A 17279-nucleotide genomic window follows, 5' to 3' on the forward strand; every position below is an offset into this window, starting at 1 on the left:
CTTTCGTTGTTCCTGCTGTGTTGCGAAGGGCTTCAGACGAAATCAGGGAGCGTCCCTGCGTGAACCGGCGGCGACGCGCTCATCTGGCTTGGCGGTGGCGTCCTCTGTCGGCGCGGCAGCGTCCTTGCCCCGGTGGCGCAGGGCGACGCCCAGGAGCGACGAACGGAAGTCGCTTGGCGCGCCGAGAGCGGCGGTGACCCGGTCGAGGTACACCGCGATCAGCACCACGCCGAGGCCCGCTTCCACGCCTTTGGCGATATTGACCGTTGAGATGGCCTCGACGACGAGCTTTCCGAGGCCGTCTGCACCCGCCATGCCTGCGATGACCGCCATTGACAGGGCGAGCATGATGACCTGGTTGACCCCCGCCATGATGGTCGGCATCGCGAGCGGCAGCTGAATGCCCCTCAGGATCTGTCCCGGCGTCGCACCGAACGCGCGTCCTGCCTCGACAGTCTCGGAATCGACCCCGCGGATGCCGAGCTCGGTCATGCGCACGCCGGGCGGCAGCGCGAAGATCACGGTAGCGACCAGGCCGGGTACAACGCCGATGCTGAAGAACACGATCGCGGGAATGAGGTACACGAACGCCGGCATCGTCTGCATGAAGTCGAGCACTGGCTTGACGACCGCACGCACGGCGGCGCTGCGCGCCGACCAGATTCCGAGCGGAATCGCGACGACGACCGCGATGAGGGCCGACACGAGCACGAGTGCGAGGGTCTGCATCGCAGCCACCCAGAGGTTCATGCTGAGGATCAGCAGGAACGATACAGCCGTCCCCGCGGCCATCCACACGGAGCGCACCAGCCAGGCGAGGAGAGCGGCTACGACAATGACACCGATGATCGGCGTGCCCAGCAGGACGTCCGTCAGACCGTCGACGAGGAACCTGACGACGAACCTGATGACATCCAGCAGGCCGTCGAGATTGTCCTTGACCCAGTCGACGGCCGTCTCGACCCACAGGCCGACCGGGATGCGGAGTCCATCCATCAGCGCACCTCGCCTTCGGTTGCATCGTTCAAGACCGCGGCGTGCGCGTCGCCCGCCGCGGTGGCGGTCTCACCGAGCACTTCGTCGATCTCGGCCGAGGACAGGGGCGGCACCGGGAGGGTCATCTCCTCGGTGGCGCTGGGGCCGGGGCCGAGGGCCGCCAGCAGAGTGATGCGCGGGATGATGCCGACGAGGTGACCTTGCTCATCCGTCACGGCGAGGGGGAGCTGAGATTCGACGGACGGTACGAAGAGATCCATGAGCACGTCGTCCCTGCTCACGCTCTGCGGGACGGGCTTGAGAATGGGGGTGAGGGTGTTGTCTCCCTTACGGATCTGCTTCATGGCGTCGCGATCGTTGACGATCCCGAGAAGACGGCGATCGCGGTCGACCACATAGGCAGCGGACGAGTAGGCGTCACGCATTTCGCGAAGTGCGCGTCGTGGGCCGCCGCTCTCGGTGACGACGGGGCGGGGCCGCTCCATGACGTTGCCGGCGGTGAGCACGCGGGCGCGGTCGACGTCCTGAACGAACTGCTCGACATAGTCGTTGGCGGGGTCGGTGAGGATGTCCTCGGGCGTGCCGATCTGCACGATGCGGCCGTCGCGCATGACCGCGATCCGGTCGCCGAGGAACATGGCCTCGTTGAGGTCGTGGGTGATGAAGACGATGGTCTTCCTCAGCTTCCGCTGCAACTCCAGCAGCTGTTCCTGCATCTCACGGCGGATGAGCGGATCAAGGGCGCTGAACGCCTCGTCCATCAGCAGGATGTCGGTGTCTGCGGCGAGAGCGCGCGCGATCCCGACGCGCTGCTGCATACCTCCGGAAAGCTCGGACGGGAGCTTGTCACCCCAGCCGGCGAGGCCGACCATGTCGAGCACCTCTTCGGCCTTCGCCATGCGCTCGGCACTGCTCGTGCCCCTCAGCTCCAGGGGGTACGCCACGTTGGCGACGACCGTGCGGTGGGGCAGCAGCGCGAAGTGCTGGAACACCATCGAGACGCGATCGCGCCGGATCGCGCGCAGCCGCGACGGCGTGACGCCCGTGATCTCGTCGCCGCCGACCTCGATCTCGCCCGAGGTCGTCTCCAGCAGGCCGTTGAGCATGCGGATCAGCGTCGACTTGCCCGACCCGGACAGCCCCATGACCACGAAGATCTCGCCGCGTCGCACCTCGAAGGAGGCGTCGATCACGGCGGCGGTGGTCCCGGGGTCGAGCTCGTCGCGCGGGGTTCCCGAGCGGAGTCTCTCGACGGCGTCCTGGGTGCGCTTGCCGAAGATCTTGAACAGATTGCGGGCGCGCAGGGCGGGGGCGTTCTCGTTGTCGGTCACGTTCTCCTCTGCCGGGCGCGCGTCGCGCGCTCGGTGATCGGTAGCGGTCCGGGCAGACGATGAGTGCGACGCAGCGGCGTCGCGCACAGGCCGCCGAGGGTGCGGCGGTGATCGTCGGCCATACGAATGCCGGTCGGAACCGGCACGCGCGGGCCTGGATGGATGGAGCCGGATCGTGTCGGACGCGTCGGCCGGCTCCGCGGTCCCACGGCGCGCGAAGGAGCGCAGTGGTGAGGCCTCCACCACGCTAACAACCGGCCGTGCGGCCCGGTCGCGCCCTCCGTCGGCCACTCCCACCCCTGAGATCCGCATGATCTCGCGGCCCTGGAGCGATTCGGCGGCGTCATCGGCGCGACGGCCATCGTTACCTTATCGTGACGTCGCGGTCGCCAGGGCCGCCGTCAGCGCCGCCGAACGACAGAATGGACCTCATGACGCGCGTCCACATCCCGATCCACCGCCGCTGGGGCGATCTCGACGCCCTCGGGCACGTCAACAACACCTCGATGCTGAAGCTCCTCGAGGAGGCGCGCCTGCGCGCCTTCTGGCGCTCCGAGGATCCCGCGGACCAGGCGCCCACGGCCGTCTTCGGCGCGGACGTGCTGGAGGGTGACGGGGCCGTCGCGACGCTGATCGCGCGGCAGGAGATCGAGTACCTGCGGCCGGTGCCGTACGGCCACAAGCCGTTGGACGTCCAGCTGTGGATCGGGCGCCTCGGCGGCTCGAGCGTCGAGGTCTGCTACGAGGTGTTCGGTCCCGCGTCCGCCGCCCCGGCCGGGGACGAGCCGCCGCCGCTCTACGCGCGTGCGTCGTCGGTGGTCGTCCTGGTCGACACGGCGTCGGGTCGTCCCACCCGGCTCCCCGCCGACGTGCGCGAGGTGTGGGCGCCGTACGTCGGCGAGCCGATCGCCTTCGCGCGCCGCTGACCTGACGGAGCCCGCAGGCGCGACGGCGTCGGACGCCCGCGGTCCGTCCATCGAAGGCTCTCGGCCGACCCGAGTCGCCGCGTTTTGCGGGACACTGGAAGACGGCCTTCTCGCCGACCAGGGAGACCCATGACCACGACCTCGCCCGCCGCCGCCTTCGCTCGCGGCGCGTACCCGTACCTGCGCACCCACGCCGACCGCGCGTACCTCGACTCGGCCGCCACGTCTCAGCGCCCCGACGCGGTGCTGGAGGCGGAGGACACGTTCGCGCGCACAGAGTACGCCGCCGTGCACCGCGGCTCGAGCATGGCGACCGGAGAGGCCACGTGGGCCTTCGAGGGCGCCCGGGAGAGCATCGCCCGGTTCGTCGGCGCGGGTGAGCGCGAGATCGTCTTCACCGAGAACGCCACCGATTCGCTCAACGTCGTCGCCCTCGGGCTCTCCGACGCTGCGCTGTTCGGCGCGCCCGAGCTCGCGATCGGAGCCGGCGACGAGATCGTCGTGACGGCCGCCGAGCACCACGCGAACCTCATCCCGTGGCAGAGGCTGGCACGCCGCGCGGGAGCCGCGTTGCGCGCCGTCCACGTGGACGCGCAGGGGCTGTGGACCATCGACGACCTCGCCGCGGTCGTGGGTCCTCGCACCCGGCTCATCGCGTTCGCCCACGTGTCCAACGTGACCGGGCTCATCGCCCCGGTCGCCGAGGTCGTGCAGCTGGCGAGGTCGGTGGGCGCCCTGACGGTGCTCGACGCGTGCCAGTCGGCTCCGCACCTGCCCCTCGACCTCGGGGCGCTCGGCGTCGACTTCGCGGCTTTCTCCTCCCACAAGATGCTAGGCCCGACGGGCGTCGGCGCCCTGTTCGGCCGCGCCGAGCTGCTCGACAGCCTGCCGCCGGCCCGCACGGGAGGGTCGACGATCACGACCGTCACGCTCGAGGGCGCCGAGTTCCTCCCGGCGCCCCAGCGCTTCGAGGCGGGGACCCAGCCGGTCACCCAGGCCGTGGGGTTCGGCGCCGCCGCCGACTACCTGTCGGGCATCGGCATGGACCGCGTCCGGGCGCACGAGGCGGAGCTGGCGGGCCTGCTGGTCGACGCGGTGCTGTCCGTCCCCAGCGTGCGGCTCTTCGGCCCGGGCGCCGGAGCGGAACGCGCGGGGCTCGTCAGCTTCGTCGTGGACGGCGTGCACGCGCACGACGTGGGCCAGTTCCTCGACGACCGCGGCATCACCGTGCGCACGGGGCATCACTGCGCGCAGCCGCTCCACCGTGCGCTCGGCGTCGCCGCCACCACCCGCGCGAGCGCCTACGTCTACACGAACGCCGACGACGTCGCGCGCCTCGGCGCCGCGCTGGCCGAGGTGCGCGCCTTCTTCGGAGCCGACCGATGAGCGCCGAGCTGGAGGAGCTCTACCGCGAGCTGATCCTGGATCACTCGCGCCATCCGGTGGGGAAGGGCGACCCGGCCACCGCGGAGCACACCCATCACGAGCTGAACCCGTCGTGCGGCGACGAGATCACGATGGGCGTCACGGTCGACGACGACGGCAGCATCTCGCGGCTCGTCTGGGAGGGCCAGGGCTGCAGCATCTCGATGGCGTCGGCCTCGGTGATGTCGGACATGCTGACGGGCGCCTCGAGGCTCGACGCGCTGGCGCGCGTCGAGGAGTTCCGGGCCATGCTGCGCTCGCGAGGGACCACGGAGCCGCCGGAGAGCCTCGAGGACGCGGCCGCGTTCCAGGGGGTCGCGAAGTACGTGATGCGCGTCAAGTGCGCGATGCTGGGCTGGGTCGCCCTGGAGGCGTGCCTGAACCAGGCGGGAGCGGCGTAACAAGGCGTCTCCTGATGCGCCGCTCGCGCTCCGGGAATGCCAACATGGCTCGCCGGGGCGCACTCTGACGGTCGCCCCGAAGGAGGGGCCCATGACCGTGATCCTTGACAGCACGTCCGTCGGCGAACGGGCGCACGACACGGCGCCGCGCCAGGGGTTCAGCACCCGACAGGTCCACGCGGGCGTGCGCGCCGCCGCGGCGACGCCGCGCACGACGCCGATCTATCTCACGGCGGGGTTCAGCTTCGACGAGTACGACGCGGCCGAGGCGCACTTCCGCGATGGCGCGGGCTACGCGTACACGCGCATCGCGAATCCCACCATCGACACCGTCGAGTCGCGGATCGCGGAGCTGGAGGGCGGTGCGGAGGCGCTGCTCGTCGCGAGCGGTCAGGCCGCGCTGGCGGTGGCCTTGCTGAGTCTCGTCTCCGCCGGCGGCCACGTCGTGGCGTCGACGCACATCTACGAGGGCACGCGTGGTCTTCTCGCCGACAACCTCGGCCGGTTCGGCGTGTCCAGCGACTTCGTGACGGACATCGGCGATCCCGACGCGTGGCGCGCCGCCATCCGTCCACAGACCCGGGCGCTCGTCGCGGAGTCGCTCTCCAACGCGCGCAACGACGTGCTCGACATCGCCGCCATCGCCGAGGTCGCTCACGAGCACGGCATACCGTTGGTGGTGGACAACACGATGGCGACGCCGTACTTGCTGCGTCCGTTGGAGCACGGGGCGGACATCGTGATCCACTCGGCGAGCAAGTTCCTCGCCGGTCAGGGCGCCGTCATCGGCGGCGTGATCGTCGACGACGGGCGTTTCGACATCGATCGTTCGGGCTCGCTCTTCCCGCACCTGGTCGAGCGGCATCGTCTCGGCGGGCCGAGCGTGGCGGAGCGCGCGGCAGGGCGGGCGCGCATCGCTTACGCACGGGAGACCGTCGCGCCGCGTTTCGGATCGACGTTGTCGCCCTTCAACGCGTTCCTGATCGGACAGGGCATCGAGACGTTGAGCCTGCGCGTCGGGCGCCAGTCCGACAGCGCGCTTCTCATCGCCCGTTGGCTCGAGGGGCGGGACGAGGTCGAGTCGGTGGACTATGCGGGCCTCGCCTCGCACCCGCGCCCCGACCTCGCGGAGCGCTATCTGCCGGACGGGCATGGTGCCGTGTTCACCTTCACGCTGCGGGGAGGGGCGGCCGCCGCCAGGGCGTTCGTCGAGGCGTTGCAGCTGCTCACCCACATGACGCACATCGGCGACGTGCGGTCGCTCGTCCTGCACCCGGCGAGCACCAGCCACGTCAATCGCACGCCGGCCGAGCGCCTCGAGGTGGGCGTCAGGCCGGGCACGCTGCGCCTGTCGGTCGGCATCGAGGACGCCGCCGACCTGCGGGAGGACCTGGCCCGCGGCCTCGCGGCGGCGCGGGAGGCGGGCGCATGACCAGAGCACAGCACTTCGGCTGGTTCCTCGCGCGGGGCTTCGGCCCGCACGGCTGGGGGACGCCGGCGCTCGATTGGAACTATCGCTGGACGGAGCCACGGCTCTACCAGGAGTCCGCTCGTGTGCTCGAGCAGGCCGGATTCGACCTCCTGCTGATCGAGGACGCGCCTTCGCTCGGTTCGCCCGACACGATCGACCTGCGGGTTCGGCAGGCGTTCGGCGGCCCGAAGCACGACCCGTTGCTGCTCGCGCCCTATCTGTTCGAGGTCACCCGCCACCTGGGCGTGGTCCCCACCGTGAACCCGGCCGCCTCGCTGCCGTACACCGCCGCGAGGCAGTTCGCCACGCTGCAGCATCTCAGCGGGCACCGACTCGGTCTCAACGTCGTCACCGACACCGGAAGCGCGCGCCATTTCGGTGACGCTCCGCAGCTGGGGCACGACGCCGCCTACGACCGGGCAGAGGAGTGGCTGGCCGGTCTGCGACAGCTGTGGGGCAGCTGGGACGACGGCGCTTTGATCGCTGACCCTGCGCGTGGCCGGTACGCGGACGGGTCACGGCTGCGCCCGACGCGTCACCGGGGAGAGCACTTCGCCTTCGACGGCCCCCTCAACGCGCTGCCCTTCGGCACGGGCGGAGAGCCGGTGATCGCGTCCCCCGGTGGATCGGGCAGGGGATTGGCCTTCGCGGGCGCGAACTCGGATGTGCAGCTCGCGCTGTCGCCGATGGACGAGCGCAGCGTGCGCGCCTACCGCGAGCGCGTCCACACGGCCGCGATCGAGGGCGGACGGCGCCCGGACGACGTGCGGATCCTGTTCGCGTTGGAGCCCGTGATCGTCGCCAGCGCCGAGGAGGCAGAGCGGATCGTGGCGGGCTCGAGGGACCCCGACGACGACGCGCTGCGACGGATCGCCGACAAGCAGTCCAGCGACCTCGAGACCGACCTCACGTCGTTCGACCTCGACAAGCCGCTCGGGAGCTCGGTCTTCGGAGCGCACGTCTCGCAGGGCAGCATCCGGCGCCTCGTGGGAGATCGGGACATCGAGACGACGCCGTTGCGTGTGCTCTTGAGCGATCTGGCACGGCTGGGGAGGCTGACGGATCGCACGGGCTTCGTGGGCACCGCGGACGAGTTCGCCGACTACATCGAGGAGCTCGGCGAATGGGGCAACGACGGAGTGCTGCTCTGGGGCGATCTGCACCCGGTCACGCTGCACCGCACGCTCGACGAGCTGGTGCCGATCCTTCGGCGTCGCGGCATCCTGCGCACCGAGTACGTCCCGGGGGGACTGCGCGCGAACCTCGCGGCGTTCTGACCGGGTTCAGGGCGTCCGGGACGCGCCGGTCTCCGGGACGCGCAGCATGATCTCCTGAGCGACCGTGGCGAGCAGCGCGCCGTCCCTCGAGTAGAGCTGGCCCTGTGCCAGGCCGCGCCCGCCACGCGAGCTCGGCGACTCCTGCACGTAGAGCATCCACTCGTCGGCGCGGCCGGGACGGTGCCACCAGATCGCGTGGTCGAGGCTCGCCGTCCTGATGCCGGGCGTCGCCCACGGCACGCCGTGCGCGCGCATCACCGACTCCTGGATCGTGAAGTCGGTGATGTACGCGATCGCGGCGCGGTGGAGCATGGGGTCGTCGCCGATCGGGCGGCGAAGGCGGGTCCACACGGCCTGGCGCGGCTGCGGCCTGTCGACCGACAGATAGATGTCCGAGTCGACGTGCCGGACCTCGATCGGGTTGGCGCGCAGCAGCAGCGACGCCTCGGGGCGCCCGTGCACGCGGTCGGACGGGCCGGGCAGCCCCTCGGGGCCCGGCACCTCCGGCATCGTCAGCTGATGCTCGAGGCCGGGGTCGTCGTCCTGAAAGGAGGCGATGCCCGAGAAGATCGGTTCGCCTTCCTGGAACGCCTGGATGCGGCGACGCGAGAAGGAACGGCCGTCGTGGATCCGGTCGACCGCGAAGGTGAGGGGCTTGTGCACGTCGCCGGGGCGGAGGAAGTAGCCGTGGAGCGAATGCGGGGAGCGATCGGGCGGGAGGGTGCGTGCCGACGCGACGACGGCCTGCCCGAGCACCTGGCCGCCGAAGATCCGGCCGCCGGGCATGGGGTGCGACGAGGCCGTGAAGATGTCCTCGCTGGTGCGGGCGCCGGTCTCGCCCAGCGCGAGCACGTCCAGCAGCACGTCGACCGGGTCTGCGGAGGGCGTCGGGTCAGTCACGCGCCCAGTCTAGGGAACCGGACGCGTACGCTTGATCGGTGACCGCCCGACTCGTGCTCGCCGATGCCCCGACCGCCCAGGACGCGTTGACCTTCGCGCGTCGAGCCGCCCGGATCGGCGACGAGGGCGTCAGGCTGCAGGCGGCGGGGGGAGTGCTGGCGATGACCACGGCCGCCCTCGCGCCGCGCGGGCTGCTGGATCGCACGCCGACGGTGCTGGCGATGCGCGTGGTCGCCGCCGACCCCGAGCTGCAGTGCGACCTGGTCGTCGGCGAGCTCTCGGAGAGCGACGACGACACCGCGCTCACGCTGCCGGACTCCGCCCTCGCGCCCGCCTGGGCCGGCATGGCCCCGCCACGGGGTGGCTGGCAGGCGCGCGGCGAGATCCCGGCCGCGACGCTCGCCTCGAGAGCGCAGTGGGGGATCGCCGCGGTGGCCGAGCGGGTGCCGACCGACGCCGGCGAGGACGTCGTCCGGGCGATCCGCGGCGATGTGTGGGGCGCGCCGGACGACGCGCTGCTCGGTCTGCCGCTGGGCGTGGCGTTCGCGGCGTTCTCGCTCGGCTTCATCGGCGGGGAGGAGGCCGCGCGGGTGACGGCCTCGGGCCGCTGGATGCGGGTGAGCCTGCAGCGCGGGCACGTCCTCTCCCGGGGCCCCGCGGCGACGGGGCTGACGCCGGTGCGGGAGACGGGCGCGCCCGCCTGACGCGTCAGGCCTCCGCTCGGGGGCCCTCGGCGACGCCGGGCGTGGGCTCGAACGTGTTGACCATGGCGTGGGCGGCCCGCTGCAGGTAGTCCCACAGCGTCTCCTCGTGCAGAGGAGCCAGGCCGAGCTCGTCGACCGCCGCCCGCATGTGCGCCAGCCAGCGGTCCCGGGCGTCGGGGTTGACGTGGAAGGGCATGTGGCGCATCCGCAGGCGCGGGTGCCCGCGCCTCTCGCTGTACGTCGTCGGACCGCCCCAGTACTGCTCGAGGAAGAGCGTCAGGCGGTCCTTGGCGGGGCCTAGGTCCTCTTCCGGGTACATCGGCTTCAGCACCGGGTCGGCGGCGACGCCGCGGTAGAACGCGTCCACGAGCCGCACGAACGTGTCGTGGCCGCCCACGGCCTCGTAGAACGTGATCGACGGCGGGGCCTGGGTCGGGGAGGCGCCGTCCGAGCCCGTGCCCTCGGGGGAGGGGCCGTGCCCCTCGGGCCGGATGCCGAGCGTCACAGCGCGGTGCCCTTTCCGTGGGGCGGCTCGTCACCGGGTGCGAGGTCGGGCGCGTCCGCGGAGGGAGCCGAACCGTCGACCGCGCCGTCCGCTACGGGCTCGTCGTCCTGCGTCGCGGGAGCGGGAGGCGTCGTGATCGGGGCGTCGGTCTGCGGTGTCGTCCTCTTGCCGCGCGGACGCCACGAGGGGCGCTCCGGCAAGGGCTGAGGCTCGGTGCGGGGCGGGTTCGCGCCGCGCACCCGCAGCGCCCCGTCCGCTCCCTCGAGCGTGACCGAGGCGAGCGACGGCAGCTCCAGACCGAGCGCGTGGACGGCGTCGCGCAGACGCATCCGCAGCTCGCGGGCGACATCGTCCTTCGCGCTCGGCTTGGCACGCAGCACCAGGCGGATGCTCAGCGTGTCGCCGTCGACCGACTCGAGTCCCCAGACCTCGGGCGAGTCGAAGATGCGGGAGCGCCAGCGGGGCTCCTTGGTGAAGGCCTCGGCGGCCTCCAGCAGAGCGCGCTCGACCTGATCGACGTCCACGTCGGCCGGCAGGCCGAGATCGACCACCACGCGCGACCACCCCTGCGACATGTTGCCGATGCGCAGGATCTCGCCGTTGCGGACATACCAGAGCGTGCCGTTGACATCCCGGACGTGGGTGATGCGGACGCTCACGAACTCCACCACGCCCGTGGCGAGCCCGAGGTCCACGACGTCGCCGATGCCGACCTGGTCCTCCGCGACGATGAGGATGCCGTTCAGCACGTCCTTGACGATGTTCTGCGCACCGAAGCCGAGGCCGGCGCCGATCGCCGCGCTGATCAGCGCGAACGAGCCGAGGATGCCCTCGTTGATGGCGCCGATGATCAGGATGATCGCCACCACGACGATCGACGTGTTGATGATGTTGGTCAGGATCGAGCCCAGCGTCCGGGTGCGCTGGACGAGTCGCACCGAAGCCAGGGGCGAGCGTTCGAGCGCCCGCGTGTCGTCGACCTTCGCCTTGCTCTTCGCGCCGCGCACGATGCGATCGACCACGCGCCGCACGACGAACCGCAGGATCCATGCGATCAGCGCGCAGACGACGATGATGATCGCGACGTTGAGGGCGATCAGGCCGGCCGATCCGAGCCACTTCAGGATCTGCTCTCCGAAGGTGAGCGCCTGGTCGACGGCGTTATCCGTGTTCGTGGGAGTCATCCCGTCCAGGGTATGCCGCGAGCCCCGGCGCGCGCTGTGCGCGGCGCCGGGGCTCGCTGGGAATCACACGACGTGCGGCGGGCGGCTCACTCCGCGTCGCGGGCCTGCGCGGCCAGCGCCCGCTCGACGCCTGCGAGGCTCTCGAGCACGATGCGCCGGAGGGCCGCAGGGGCCTCCGGGTTCGCGCCGAGCCAGGAGCGCGTCGCCTCCAGCAGCCGCGCGTCGGCCAGCGGGGCCGGGTACAGCAGCTGGCACAGGTACTCGGCGATCGTGAACGAGCGTGCCTCCCAGATGGGCAGCAGCATCTCGAAGTACTTCTCGACGTACGCGTCCAGCAGGGGGCGCGAGGCGGGGTGGACGAAGCCGGCGGAGGCCGCCCGCACGACGGTGTTCGGCAGCGTGTCCCGGTCGATCAGCGACGACCACGCCGCCGCCTTGGCCTCCGCGGTCGGCAGCGCCGCTCGCGCCTGGGCCGCGAACTCCCCGCCCTTGGCGGTGTTGTCGGCCTCCAGGGCGGCGTCGATCTGCGCGTCGTCGGCGACACCGCCCGCGGCGAGCGACACCAGCAGCTGCCACGACAGGTCGGTGTCGATCGTCAGGCCGTCCAGCACGACCTCGCCGTCGCGCAGCTGCCGGACGATCTCCCACTGCTCCGGGGTCGACGCGGCGGAGGCGAAGGCGGTCGTGAACTGCAGCTGCGCGTCCCCGCCGGCGTCGGCGGACCGGGCGAGTCGCCACAGGCCGTCCGCCACCCGGGCGCGGGTCGACTCGCGGGTCTCCGGCGTCACATACGCGTTCGCCGCGAGCTGCAGCTGCGCGAGCGTCGTGCGGATCGTCGTCGACTCGGTCTCGCGACCGATGTTCCGCAGCACGAGGTCGACGTAGTCGCTCGCCGCCGACTCGGCGTCGCGGGTCTGATCCCAGGCGGCGCCCCAGACCAGCGACCGCGCGAGCGGGTCGGCGATGTCCGCCAGATGGTCGATCGCCGTCGCGAGCGAGCGGTCGTCGAGCCGGATCTTCGCGTACGCGAGGTCGTCGTCGTTCAGCAGCACGAGGTCGGGGCGACGCACGCCCTTGAGCTGCGGCACCTCGGTGAGGTCGCCGTCCACGTCGAGCTCGATGTGGTGCGTGCGCCGCAGCGTGCCGGCGGCGAGCTCGTAGAAGCCCACGCCGAGGCGGTGCGGTCGGATCGTCGGGTAGTCGGCGGGAGCGGTCTGAGTGATGGCGAACCGCGAGATCGTGCCGTCGCCCGCCTCGTCGATGACGGGGGAGAGGGTGTTGACCCCGGCCGTCTCGAGCCACTTCCTGGACCAGCCCGACAGGTCGCGCCCGCTCGTGCGCTCGAGCTCCACGAGCAGGTCGCTCAGCTCGGTGTTCGCGAACCTGTGCTTGGCGAAGTAGGCGCCCACGCCGGAGAAGAAGGCGTCGATGCCCACCCAGGCCGCCAGCTGCTTGAGGACGGAGCCGCCCTTGGCGTAGGTGATGCCGTCGAAGTTGACCTGCACGTCCTGGAGGTCGGAGATCTCGGCGACCACGGGGTGCGTCGAGGGCAGCTGGTCCTGACGGTAGGCCCAGGTCTTCTCCATGGCGTTGAACGTGGTCCACGCCTCGGTCCACTCGGTGGCCTCGGCCGTGGCGATGGTGGAGGCCCACTCGGCGAACGACTCGTTCAGCCAGAGGTCGTTCCACCACTTCATCGTGACCAGGTCGCCGAACCACATGTGCGCGAGCTCGTGCAGGATCGTCACGACGCGGCGCTCCTTGACCGCGTCGGTGACCTTCGAGCGGAAGACGTAGGTCTCCGTGAACGTCACGGCCCCGGCGTTCTCCATGGCGCCCGCGTTGAACTCGGGGACGAAGAGCTGGTCGTACTTCTCGAACGGGTAGGGGTAGCCGAACTTGTCCTCGTAATAGGCGAACCCCTGGCGGGTCTTCTCGAAGATGTAGTCGGCGTCGACGTCCTGCCACAGGCTCCTGCGGGCGAAGACGCCGAGCGGGATGACCCGGCCGTCCGAGCTCGTGAGCTCCGAGCGGGTCTCCTCATAGGGGCCGGCGATGAGGGCCGTGATGTAGGAGGAGATGCGCTGGGTGGGAGCGAAGCCCCAGGTCGCCTGCCGCGCGTCGTCGTGCGTGATCGGTTCCGGCGTCGGCGAGTTGGAGACGACCTTCCAGCTCGTGGGAGCGGTGACGGTGAACTGGAACGTCGCCTTCAGGTCGGGCTGCTCGAACACCGCGAACATCCGGCGCGAGTCGGGCACCTCGAACTGCGAGTAGAGGTAGACCTCGCCGTCGACGGGGTCGACGAAGCGGTGCAGGCCCTCGCCGGTGTTCGTGTACAGGCAGTCGGCGTCGACGACCAGCTCGTTCTCGGCCTCGAGGTCGTCGAGCTGGATGCGGGAGTCGGCGAAGACGAGGGCGGGGTCGAGCTCGCGCCCGTTGAGCGTGATCTCGCGGACCTCGCGAGCGATCAGGTCGATGAAGGTGGCCGCGCCGGGCGTGGCGGCGAACCGCACGACGCTCCGCGAGCCGAAGATCTCGGCGCCCTTCGTGAGGTCGAGCGAGACCTCGTACGAGCGGGTGTCGACGACGGCGCGGCGCTCCTGCGCTTCGATGCGGGTGAGGTTCTCTCCAGGCACTGCTGAGCTCCCATGGGGGTGAGGGGCGATGGTGTGCCGACCGGGCGTCACTGGTGTGCGGACGCGGGCGGCGACTGGACAAGACTACGTCGTCAGGCGCTCGGGCCGATGGATCCCGGCGAGGAAGAGGATCCGGCGGCGCGGAGCACGTGACTGCGCGCATGGGCGACCGCGGGCGCGAGCTCCGTGAACAGATGCCGGTGATCGCGCAGGGCCGACAGGACGCCGACGGAGCGGAACAGCTCGTCGTGCGCCTGCCGCACTCCCTTGACGAGCACGGTGATGCCGCGCCGTTCGAGGGTGCGGACCACGTCGCTGAGGATCCGTGCGCCTGTGGCGTCGACCAGCTCGAGGCGCGACATGCGCAGGATCACGACCTCGACGCCCTCGATGGCGGTGGCGGCGTCGAACACGCGGTCGGCCGCGGCGAAGAAGAGCGGCCCGTCGAGCCGCACGATCGCGATCCGTTCGTCGCCCGGCTCGGGGTCTCCCGGTACGGGCTCTCGGACGACGCCGGTGGCGCGCGAGAGGTTGCGCAGGGCCACCAGCCCCGCGAGGGCCACGCCGATGCCCACCGCGACGATGAGGTCGAACGCGAGCGTCACCGCCGCGGTCACGACGAACCCCGCGGCGTCGGCGCGGGTGGACGTGAGGATCGCGCGTGCCGTGGCGACGTGCACCATCCGCACCGCGGTGACGAAGAGCACGCCGGCGAGTGCCGCCAGCGGGATCGCCCCGACGGGACCGGAGGCGGCGAGGACGATGAGCAGAAGCACGGCCGCGTGGACCACCGCGGCGATGCGCGTGCGGGCGCCGGAGCGGACGTTGACCGACGTGCGGGCGATCGCGCCGGTGGCGGGCATCCCGCCGAAGAAGGCGGCGCCGAGGGAGGCCAGCCCCTGGCCTACGAGCTCGCGGTCGGGATCGTACGGCCCGGTGTCCGCCATCGACGCCGCCACGCGCGCCGACAGCAGCGACTCGATGGCGGCGAGCGCGGCCACCGTGAGCGCGGCGGGCAGCAGGCCCGGCAGCGTCCCGGGATCGAGCGCGGGCAGCGCGGGCGCGGGCAGGGCCGAGGGGATCTCGCCGATCGCCGCGAGAGGCGTCGGCAGCAGCACCGAGAGCGCGGTGACGATCGCGATGCCGATGAGCGAGCCGGGAAGCGCGGGGTGGATGCGCGGGGCGACCACCATCACGAGGGCGACCAGCAGGGCGGCGCCTGCTCCCCACGCGAGATAGGCGGGGTCCGCGGCGGCCACCGCCTGCACCGCGGCGACGAGCGCGTTGGAGCTGTGCTCGCCCGCCGCGGATTGATGGGGCGAGGTGATGAGCGGCACCTGCTGGAGGAAGATGATCACCGCTATGCCCACCGTGAAGCCCTCGATGACGGGCCAGGGGATGAACGACACCACCCTGCCGAGGCGGGCGACGCCGGCGACCAGCACGAGGGCGCCGGCCATGAGGGTGACGGCCGCGACCGCGCTGGGTCCGTGCGTCGCCACGATCGGCACGAGCACGACGACCATGGCGCCGGTGGGGCCGGACACCTGGACCGACGACCCTCCGAAGACGGCCGCCAGCAGGCCCGCGACGATGGCGGTCACGAGTCCCTGCTCTGCGGTGAGACCGGAGCTGACCCCGAAGCCGAGGGCGAGGGGGAGGGCGACGACGCCGACGGTGACGCCGGCGAGCACGTCTCGTCGCCAGGTGCGGGACGCGCCCCGGTAGTCGGCGGCGGAGGGCAGAAGAGACCGCAGGCGGGCGAGCCGTGCGTTCGCGCTCATCGGGCGAGGGCCGGCAGGTCGCGCGCCTCGTCGAGGCGCTCCCGGTCGGCCTCGAGGATGCCGAGCAGAAGCGCGCGGGCGACGCGCAGCAGGTCGGCGGCGCGCGGGTCGGCGAGGCGGTAGAAGACGTGGCTCGCTCGTCTTTCCGAGGTGACGAGACGATGACGGCGCAGCACGGCGAGGTGCTGCGAGAGGTGCGAGGGCTCGAGGCCGGTCTCGGACTGCAGATCGGCGACGCTGACCTCGTCGGACGCGCTCAGAAGCTCGAGGATGCGGATCCGCAGAGGGTGGGCGAGCCCCTTGAAGAGGTTGGCCTTGACCTCGTACAGGGGGCGATGGCTGTCGATCATCGGCATGATGGATTCATCATATCGTGAGACGCATCGTTCCACGCGGGCTGCGATCGGCTCTCGCGGGGACACGCGACGGCCATGACGCGCGACTTCTACAGAGGTGCGAAAATGGAGGGGTGAACGAGCAGCGCGATCAGACACCGTCCCCGGCCGCCACCTCGACCCTCGAGCAGAGGGGACCGCTGTTCGCCTCCGCCGCCGCGTCGAGCGGGGCGCCGTTCGTCGAGACCCCGGTCGCGTACGACGCCATCCTGCTGGCGAGCTTCGGCGGCCCGGAAGGACAGGACGACGTCATCCCGTTCCTGCGCAACGTCACCCGCGGCCGCGGCATCCCCGACGAGCGGCTGGAGGAGGTCGCCCACCATTACCGCCACTTCGAAGGCGTCAGCCCGATCAACGCGCAGAACCGCGAGCTCAAGGCCGCGCTCGAGGACGAGGTCGCGCGACGCGGTCTGGACCTTCCGATCTACTGGGGCAACCGCAACTGGGCTCCCCTCCTCGAGGACGCCGTGCGCCAGGCGTACGACGACGGTCACCGCACCCTCCTCGCCGTCGCGACGAGCGCGTACAGCTCCTACTCGAGCGACCGCCAGTACCGCGAGGACTTCGCACGCATCCTGACGGACACCGGCCTCGGCGCCCCCTCGGAGGGCGGCGGCGACGCCCCTGTGACCATCGACAAGGTGAGGCTGTTCTTCGATCACCCCGGATTCGTCGAGCCCTTCTACGAGGGCGTCCGAGACGCCGTGGCGGCGTACCTCGCCGACGGGCTCTCCGCTCCCGAGATCCGGGTGCTGTTCTCCACCCACAGCATCCCCACCGCCGACGCCGACCGCTCCGGTCCCCGCGACGTCGAGTGGCCCGAGGGCGGCGCGTACGTGGCGCAGCATCGCGCGGTCGCCGAGCACATCATGTCGCGGCTCGCCGAGGAGCTTCCCCAGGCCGGCGCCTCCGGCTGGAAGCTCGTCTACCAGTCCCGGTCCGGCCCCGCGTCGCAGCCGTGGCTCGAACCGGACATCAACGACGAGATCGCCGAGCTGCCCGCGCAGGGCGTGCGCGCCGTCGTCATCGTGCCGCTCGGCTTCGTCAGCGACCACATGGAGGTGCTCTGGGACCTCGACAACGAGGCCATGGCCTCCGCCGCCGAGGCCGGAATGAGCTCCGTGCGCACCCGGACGCCCGGCTCTCATCCCGCGTTCGTCGCCGGCCTGATCGACCTCGTCGAGGAGCGCCTGCGCGGCACGCCCGCGGCCGAGCGTCCGGCGCTGACCCCGCTCGGGCCGTGGTTCGACGTCTCGCGTCCGGGCGACAGCGAGAACGCCCGCCTCGGCTTCCGCCCGGCGGCGGCGGGCATCCTGCCCTGAGGGGCGCGATGCCGCCGCGCGC

The 17279-nt window shown here is 71.5% G+C and carries 15 protein-coding genes; 7 read left to right on the forward strand and 8 right to left on the reverse strand.

Features of this window, described 5'->3' with window-relative positions; translation table 11 throughout:
* Positions 1–42: 42 nt before the first annotated feature.
* Both K5S26_RS08155 and K5S26_RS08160 read right to left on the reverse strand, forming a co-directional pair.
* Positions 43–996, reverse strand: a complete 954-nt coding sequence (locus tag K5S26_RS08155) for an ABC transporter permease (RefSeq protein WP_221857492.1) — start codon at positions 994–996, stop codon at positions 43–45.
* On the reverse strand, positions 996–2327 hold the full coding sequence (locus tag K5S26_RS08160) for a quaternary amine ABC transporter ATP-binding protein (RefSeq protein WP_308122842.1): 1332 nt from the start codon (positions 2325–2327) through the stop codon (positions 996–998). Before K5S26_RS08160 ends, K5S26_RS08155 begins: the two co-directional genes overlap by 1 nt.
* A gap of 431 nt (positions 2328–2758) precedes the next feature.
* Between K5S26_RS08160 and K5S26_RS08165 the strand changes: the two genes are divergently transcribed.
* The 5 genes from K5S26_RS08165 (at position 2759) to K5S26_RS08185 (ending at position 7827) form a co-directional block, all read left to right on the forward strand.
* The gene (locus K5S26_RS08165; protein WP_221857494.1) at positions 2759–3253 is read left to right on the forward strand and encodes an acyl-CoA thioesterase; all 495 of its coding nucleotides are present in this window, start codon (positions 2759–2761) and stop codon (positions 3251–3253) included.
* A gap of 129 nt (positions 3254–3382) precedes the next feature.
* On the forward strand, positions 3383–4639 hold the full coding sequence (locus tag K5S26_RS08170) for an aminotransferase class V-fold PLP-dependent enzyme (protein WP_221857495.1): 1257 nt from the start codon (positions 3383–3385) through the stop codon (positions 4637–4639).
* Complete coding sequence (gene sufU / locus K5S26_RS08175) at positions 4636–5079, forward strand: Fe-S cluster assembly sulfur transfer protein SufU (protein WP_221857496.1); 444 nt, start codon at positions 4636–4638, stop codon at positions 5077–5079. The genes K5S26_RS08170 and sufU overlap by 4 nt, the downstream gene beginning before the upstream one ends.
* Positions 5080–5170: 91 nt before the next feature.
* Positions 5171–6511 (forward strand): O-acetylhomoserine aminocarboxypropyltransferase/cysteine synthase family protein, encoded by a 1341-nt coding sequence (locus K5S26_RS08180; protein WP_221857497.1) that lies wholly within the window; start codon positions 5171–5173, stop codon positions 6509–6511.
* Positions 6508–7827, forward strand: coding sequence for an LLM class flavin-dependent oxidoreductase (locus K5S26_RS08185; protein ID WP_221857498.1), 1320 nt, complete (start codon positions 6508–6510; stop codon positions 7825–7827). The genes K5S26_RS08180 and K5S26_RS08185 overlap by 4 nt, the downstream gene beginning before the upstream one ends.
* 6 nt (positions 7828–7833) lie before the next feature.
* On the opposite strand, the gene K5S26_RS08190 is transcribed toward K5S26_RS08185, so the two are convergent.
* A complete protein-coding gene (locus K5S26_RS08190; RefSeq protein WP_308122843.1) occupies positions 7834–8727 on the reverse strand; it encodes an acyl-CoA thioesterase in 894 nt (297 codons plus the stop codon).
* A gap of 38 nt (positions 8728–8765) precedes the next feature.
* Here K5S26_RS08190 and K5S26_RS08195 point away from each other — a divergent pair, with 38 nt between their 5' ends.
* Positions 8766–9431, forward strand: a complete 666-nt coding sequence (locus K5S26_RS08195; protein WP_221857499.1) for a DUF8185 domain-containing protein — start codon at positions 8766–8768, stop codon at positions 9429–9431.
* A gap of 4 nt (positions 9432–9435) precedes the next feature.
* On the opposite strand, the gene K5S26_RS08200 is transcribed toward K5S26_RS08195, so the two are convergent.
* The 5 genes from K5S26_RS08200 to K5S26_RS08220 form a co-directional block, all read right to left on the reverse strand.
* The gene (locus K5S26_RS08200) at positions 9436–9846 is read right to left on the reverse strand and encodes a globin (protein ID WP_221857746.1); all 411 of its coding nucleotides are present in this window, start codon (positions 9844–9846) and stop codon (positions 9436–9438) included.
* 86 nt (positions 9847–9932) lie between these two features.
* Positions 9933–11120: a mechanosensitive ion channel family protein gene (locus K5S26_RS08205; RefSeq protein WP_221857500.1), complete on the reverse strand. Its 1188-nt coding sequence runs from the start codon at positions 11118–11120 to the stop codon at positions 9933–9935.
* Positions 11121–11206: 86 nt separating this feature from the next.
* A complete protein-coding gene (pepN, locus tag K5S26_RS08210; protein WP_221857501.1) occupies positions 11207–13756 on the reverse strand; it encodes an aminopeptidase N in 2550 nt (849 codons plus the stop codon).
* A gap of 92 nt (positions 13757–13848) precedes the next feature.
* Positions 13849–15540 (reverse strand): SulP family inorganic anion transporter, encoded by a 1692-nt coding sequence (locus K5S26_RS08215; protein WP_221857502.1) that lies wholly within the window; start codon positions 15538–15540, stop codon positions 13849–13851.
* Positions 15537–15896: an ArsR/SmtB family transcription factor gene (locus K5S26_RS08220; RefSeq protein ID WP_221857503.1), complete on the reverse strand. Its 360-nt coding sequence runs from the start codon at positions 15894–15896 to the stop codon at positions 15537–15539. Before K5S26_RS08220 ends, K5S26_RS08215 begins: the two co-directional genes overlap by 4 nt.
* Positions 15897–16075: 179 nt before the next feature.
* Here K5S26_RS08220 and K5S26_RS08225 point away from each other — a divergent pair, with 179 nt between their 5' ends.
* A complete protein-coding gene (locus tag K5S26_RS08225) occupies positions 16076–17257 on the forward strand; it encodes a ferrochelatase (protein ID WP_221857747.1) in 1182 nt (393 codons plus the stop codon).
* Positions 17258–17279: the final 22 nt, after the last annotated feature.

This window comes from Microbacterium marinilacus, assembly GCF_019753765.1.
Classification (GTDB): Bacteria; Actinomycetota; Actinomycetes; order Actinomycetales; family Microbacteriaceae; genus Microbacterium; species Microbacterium marinilacus.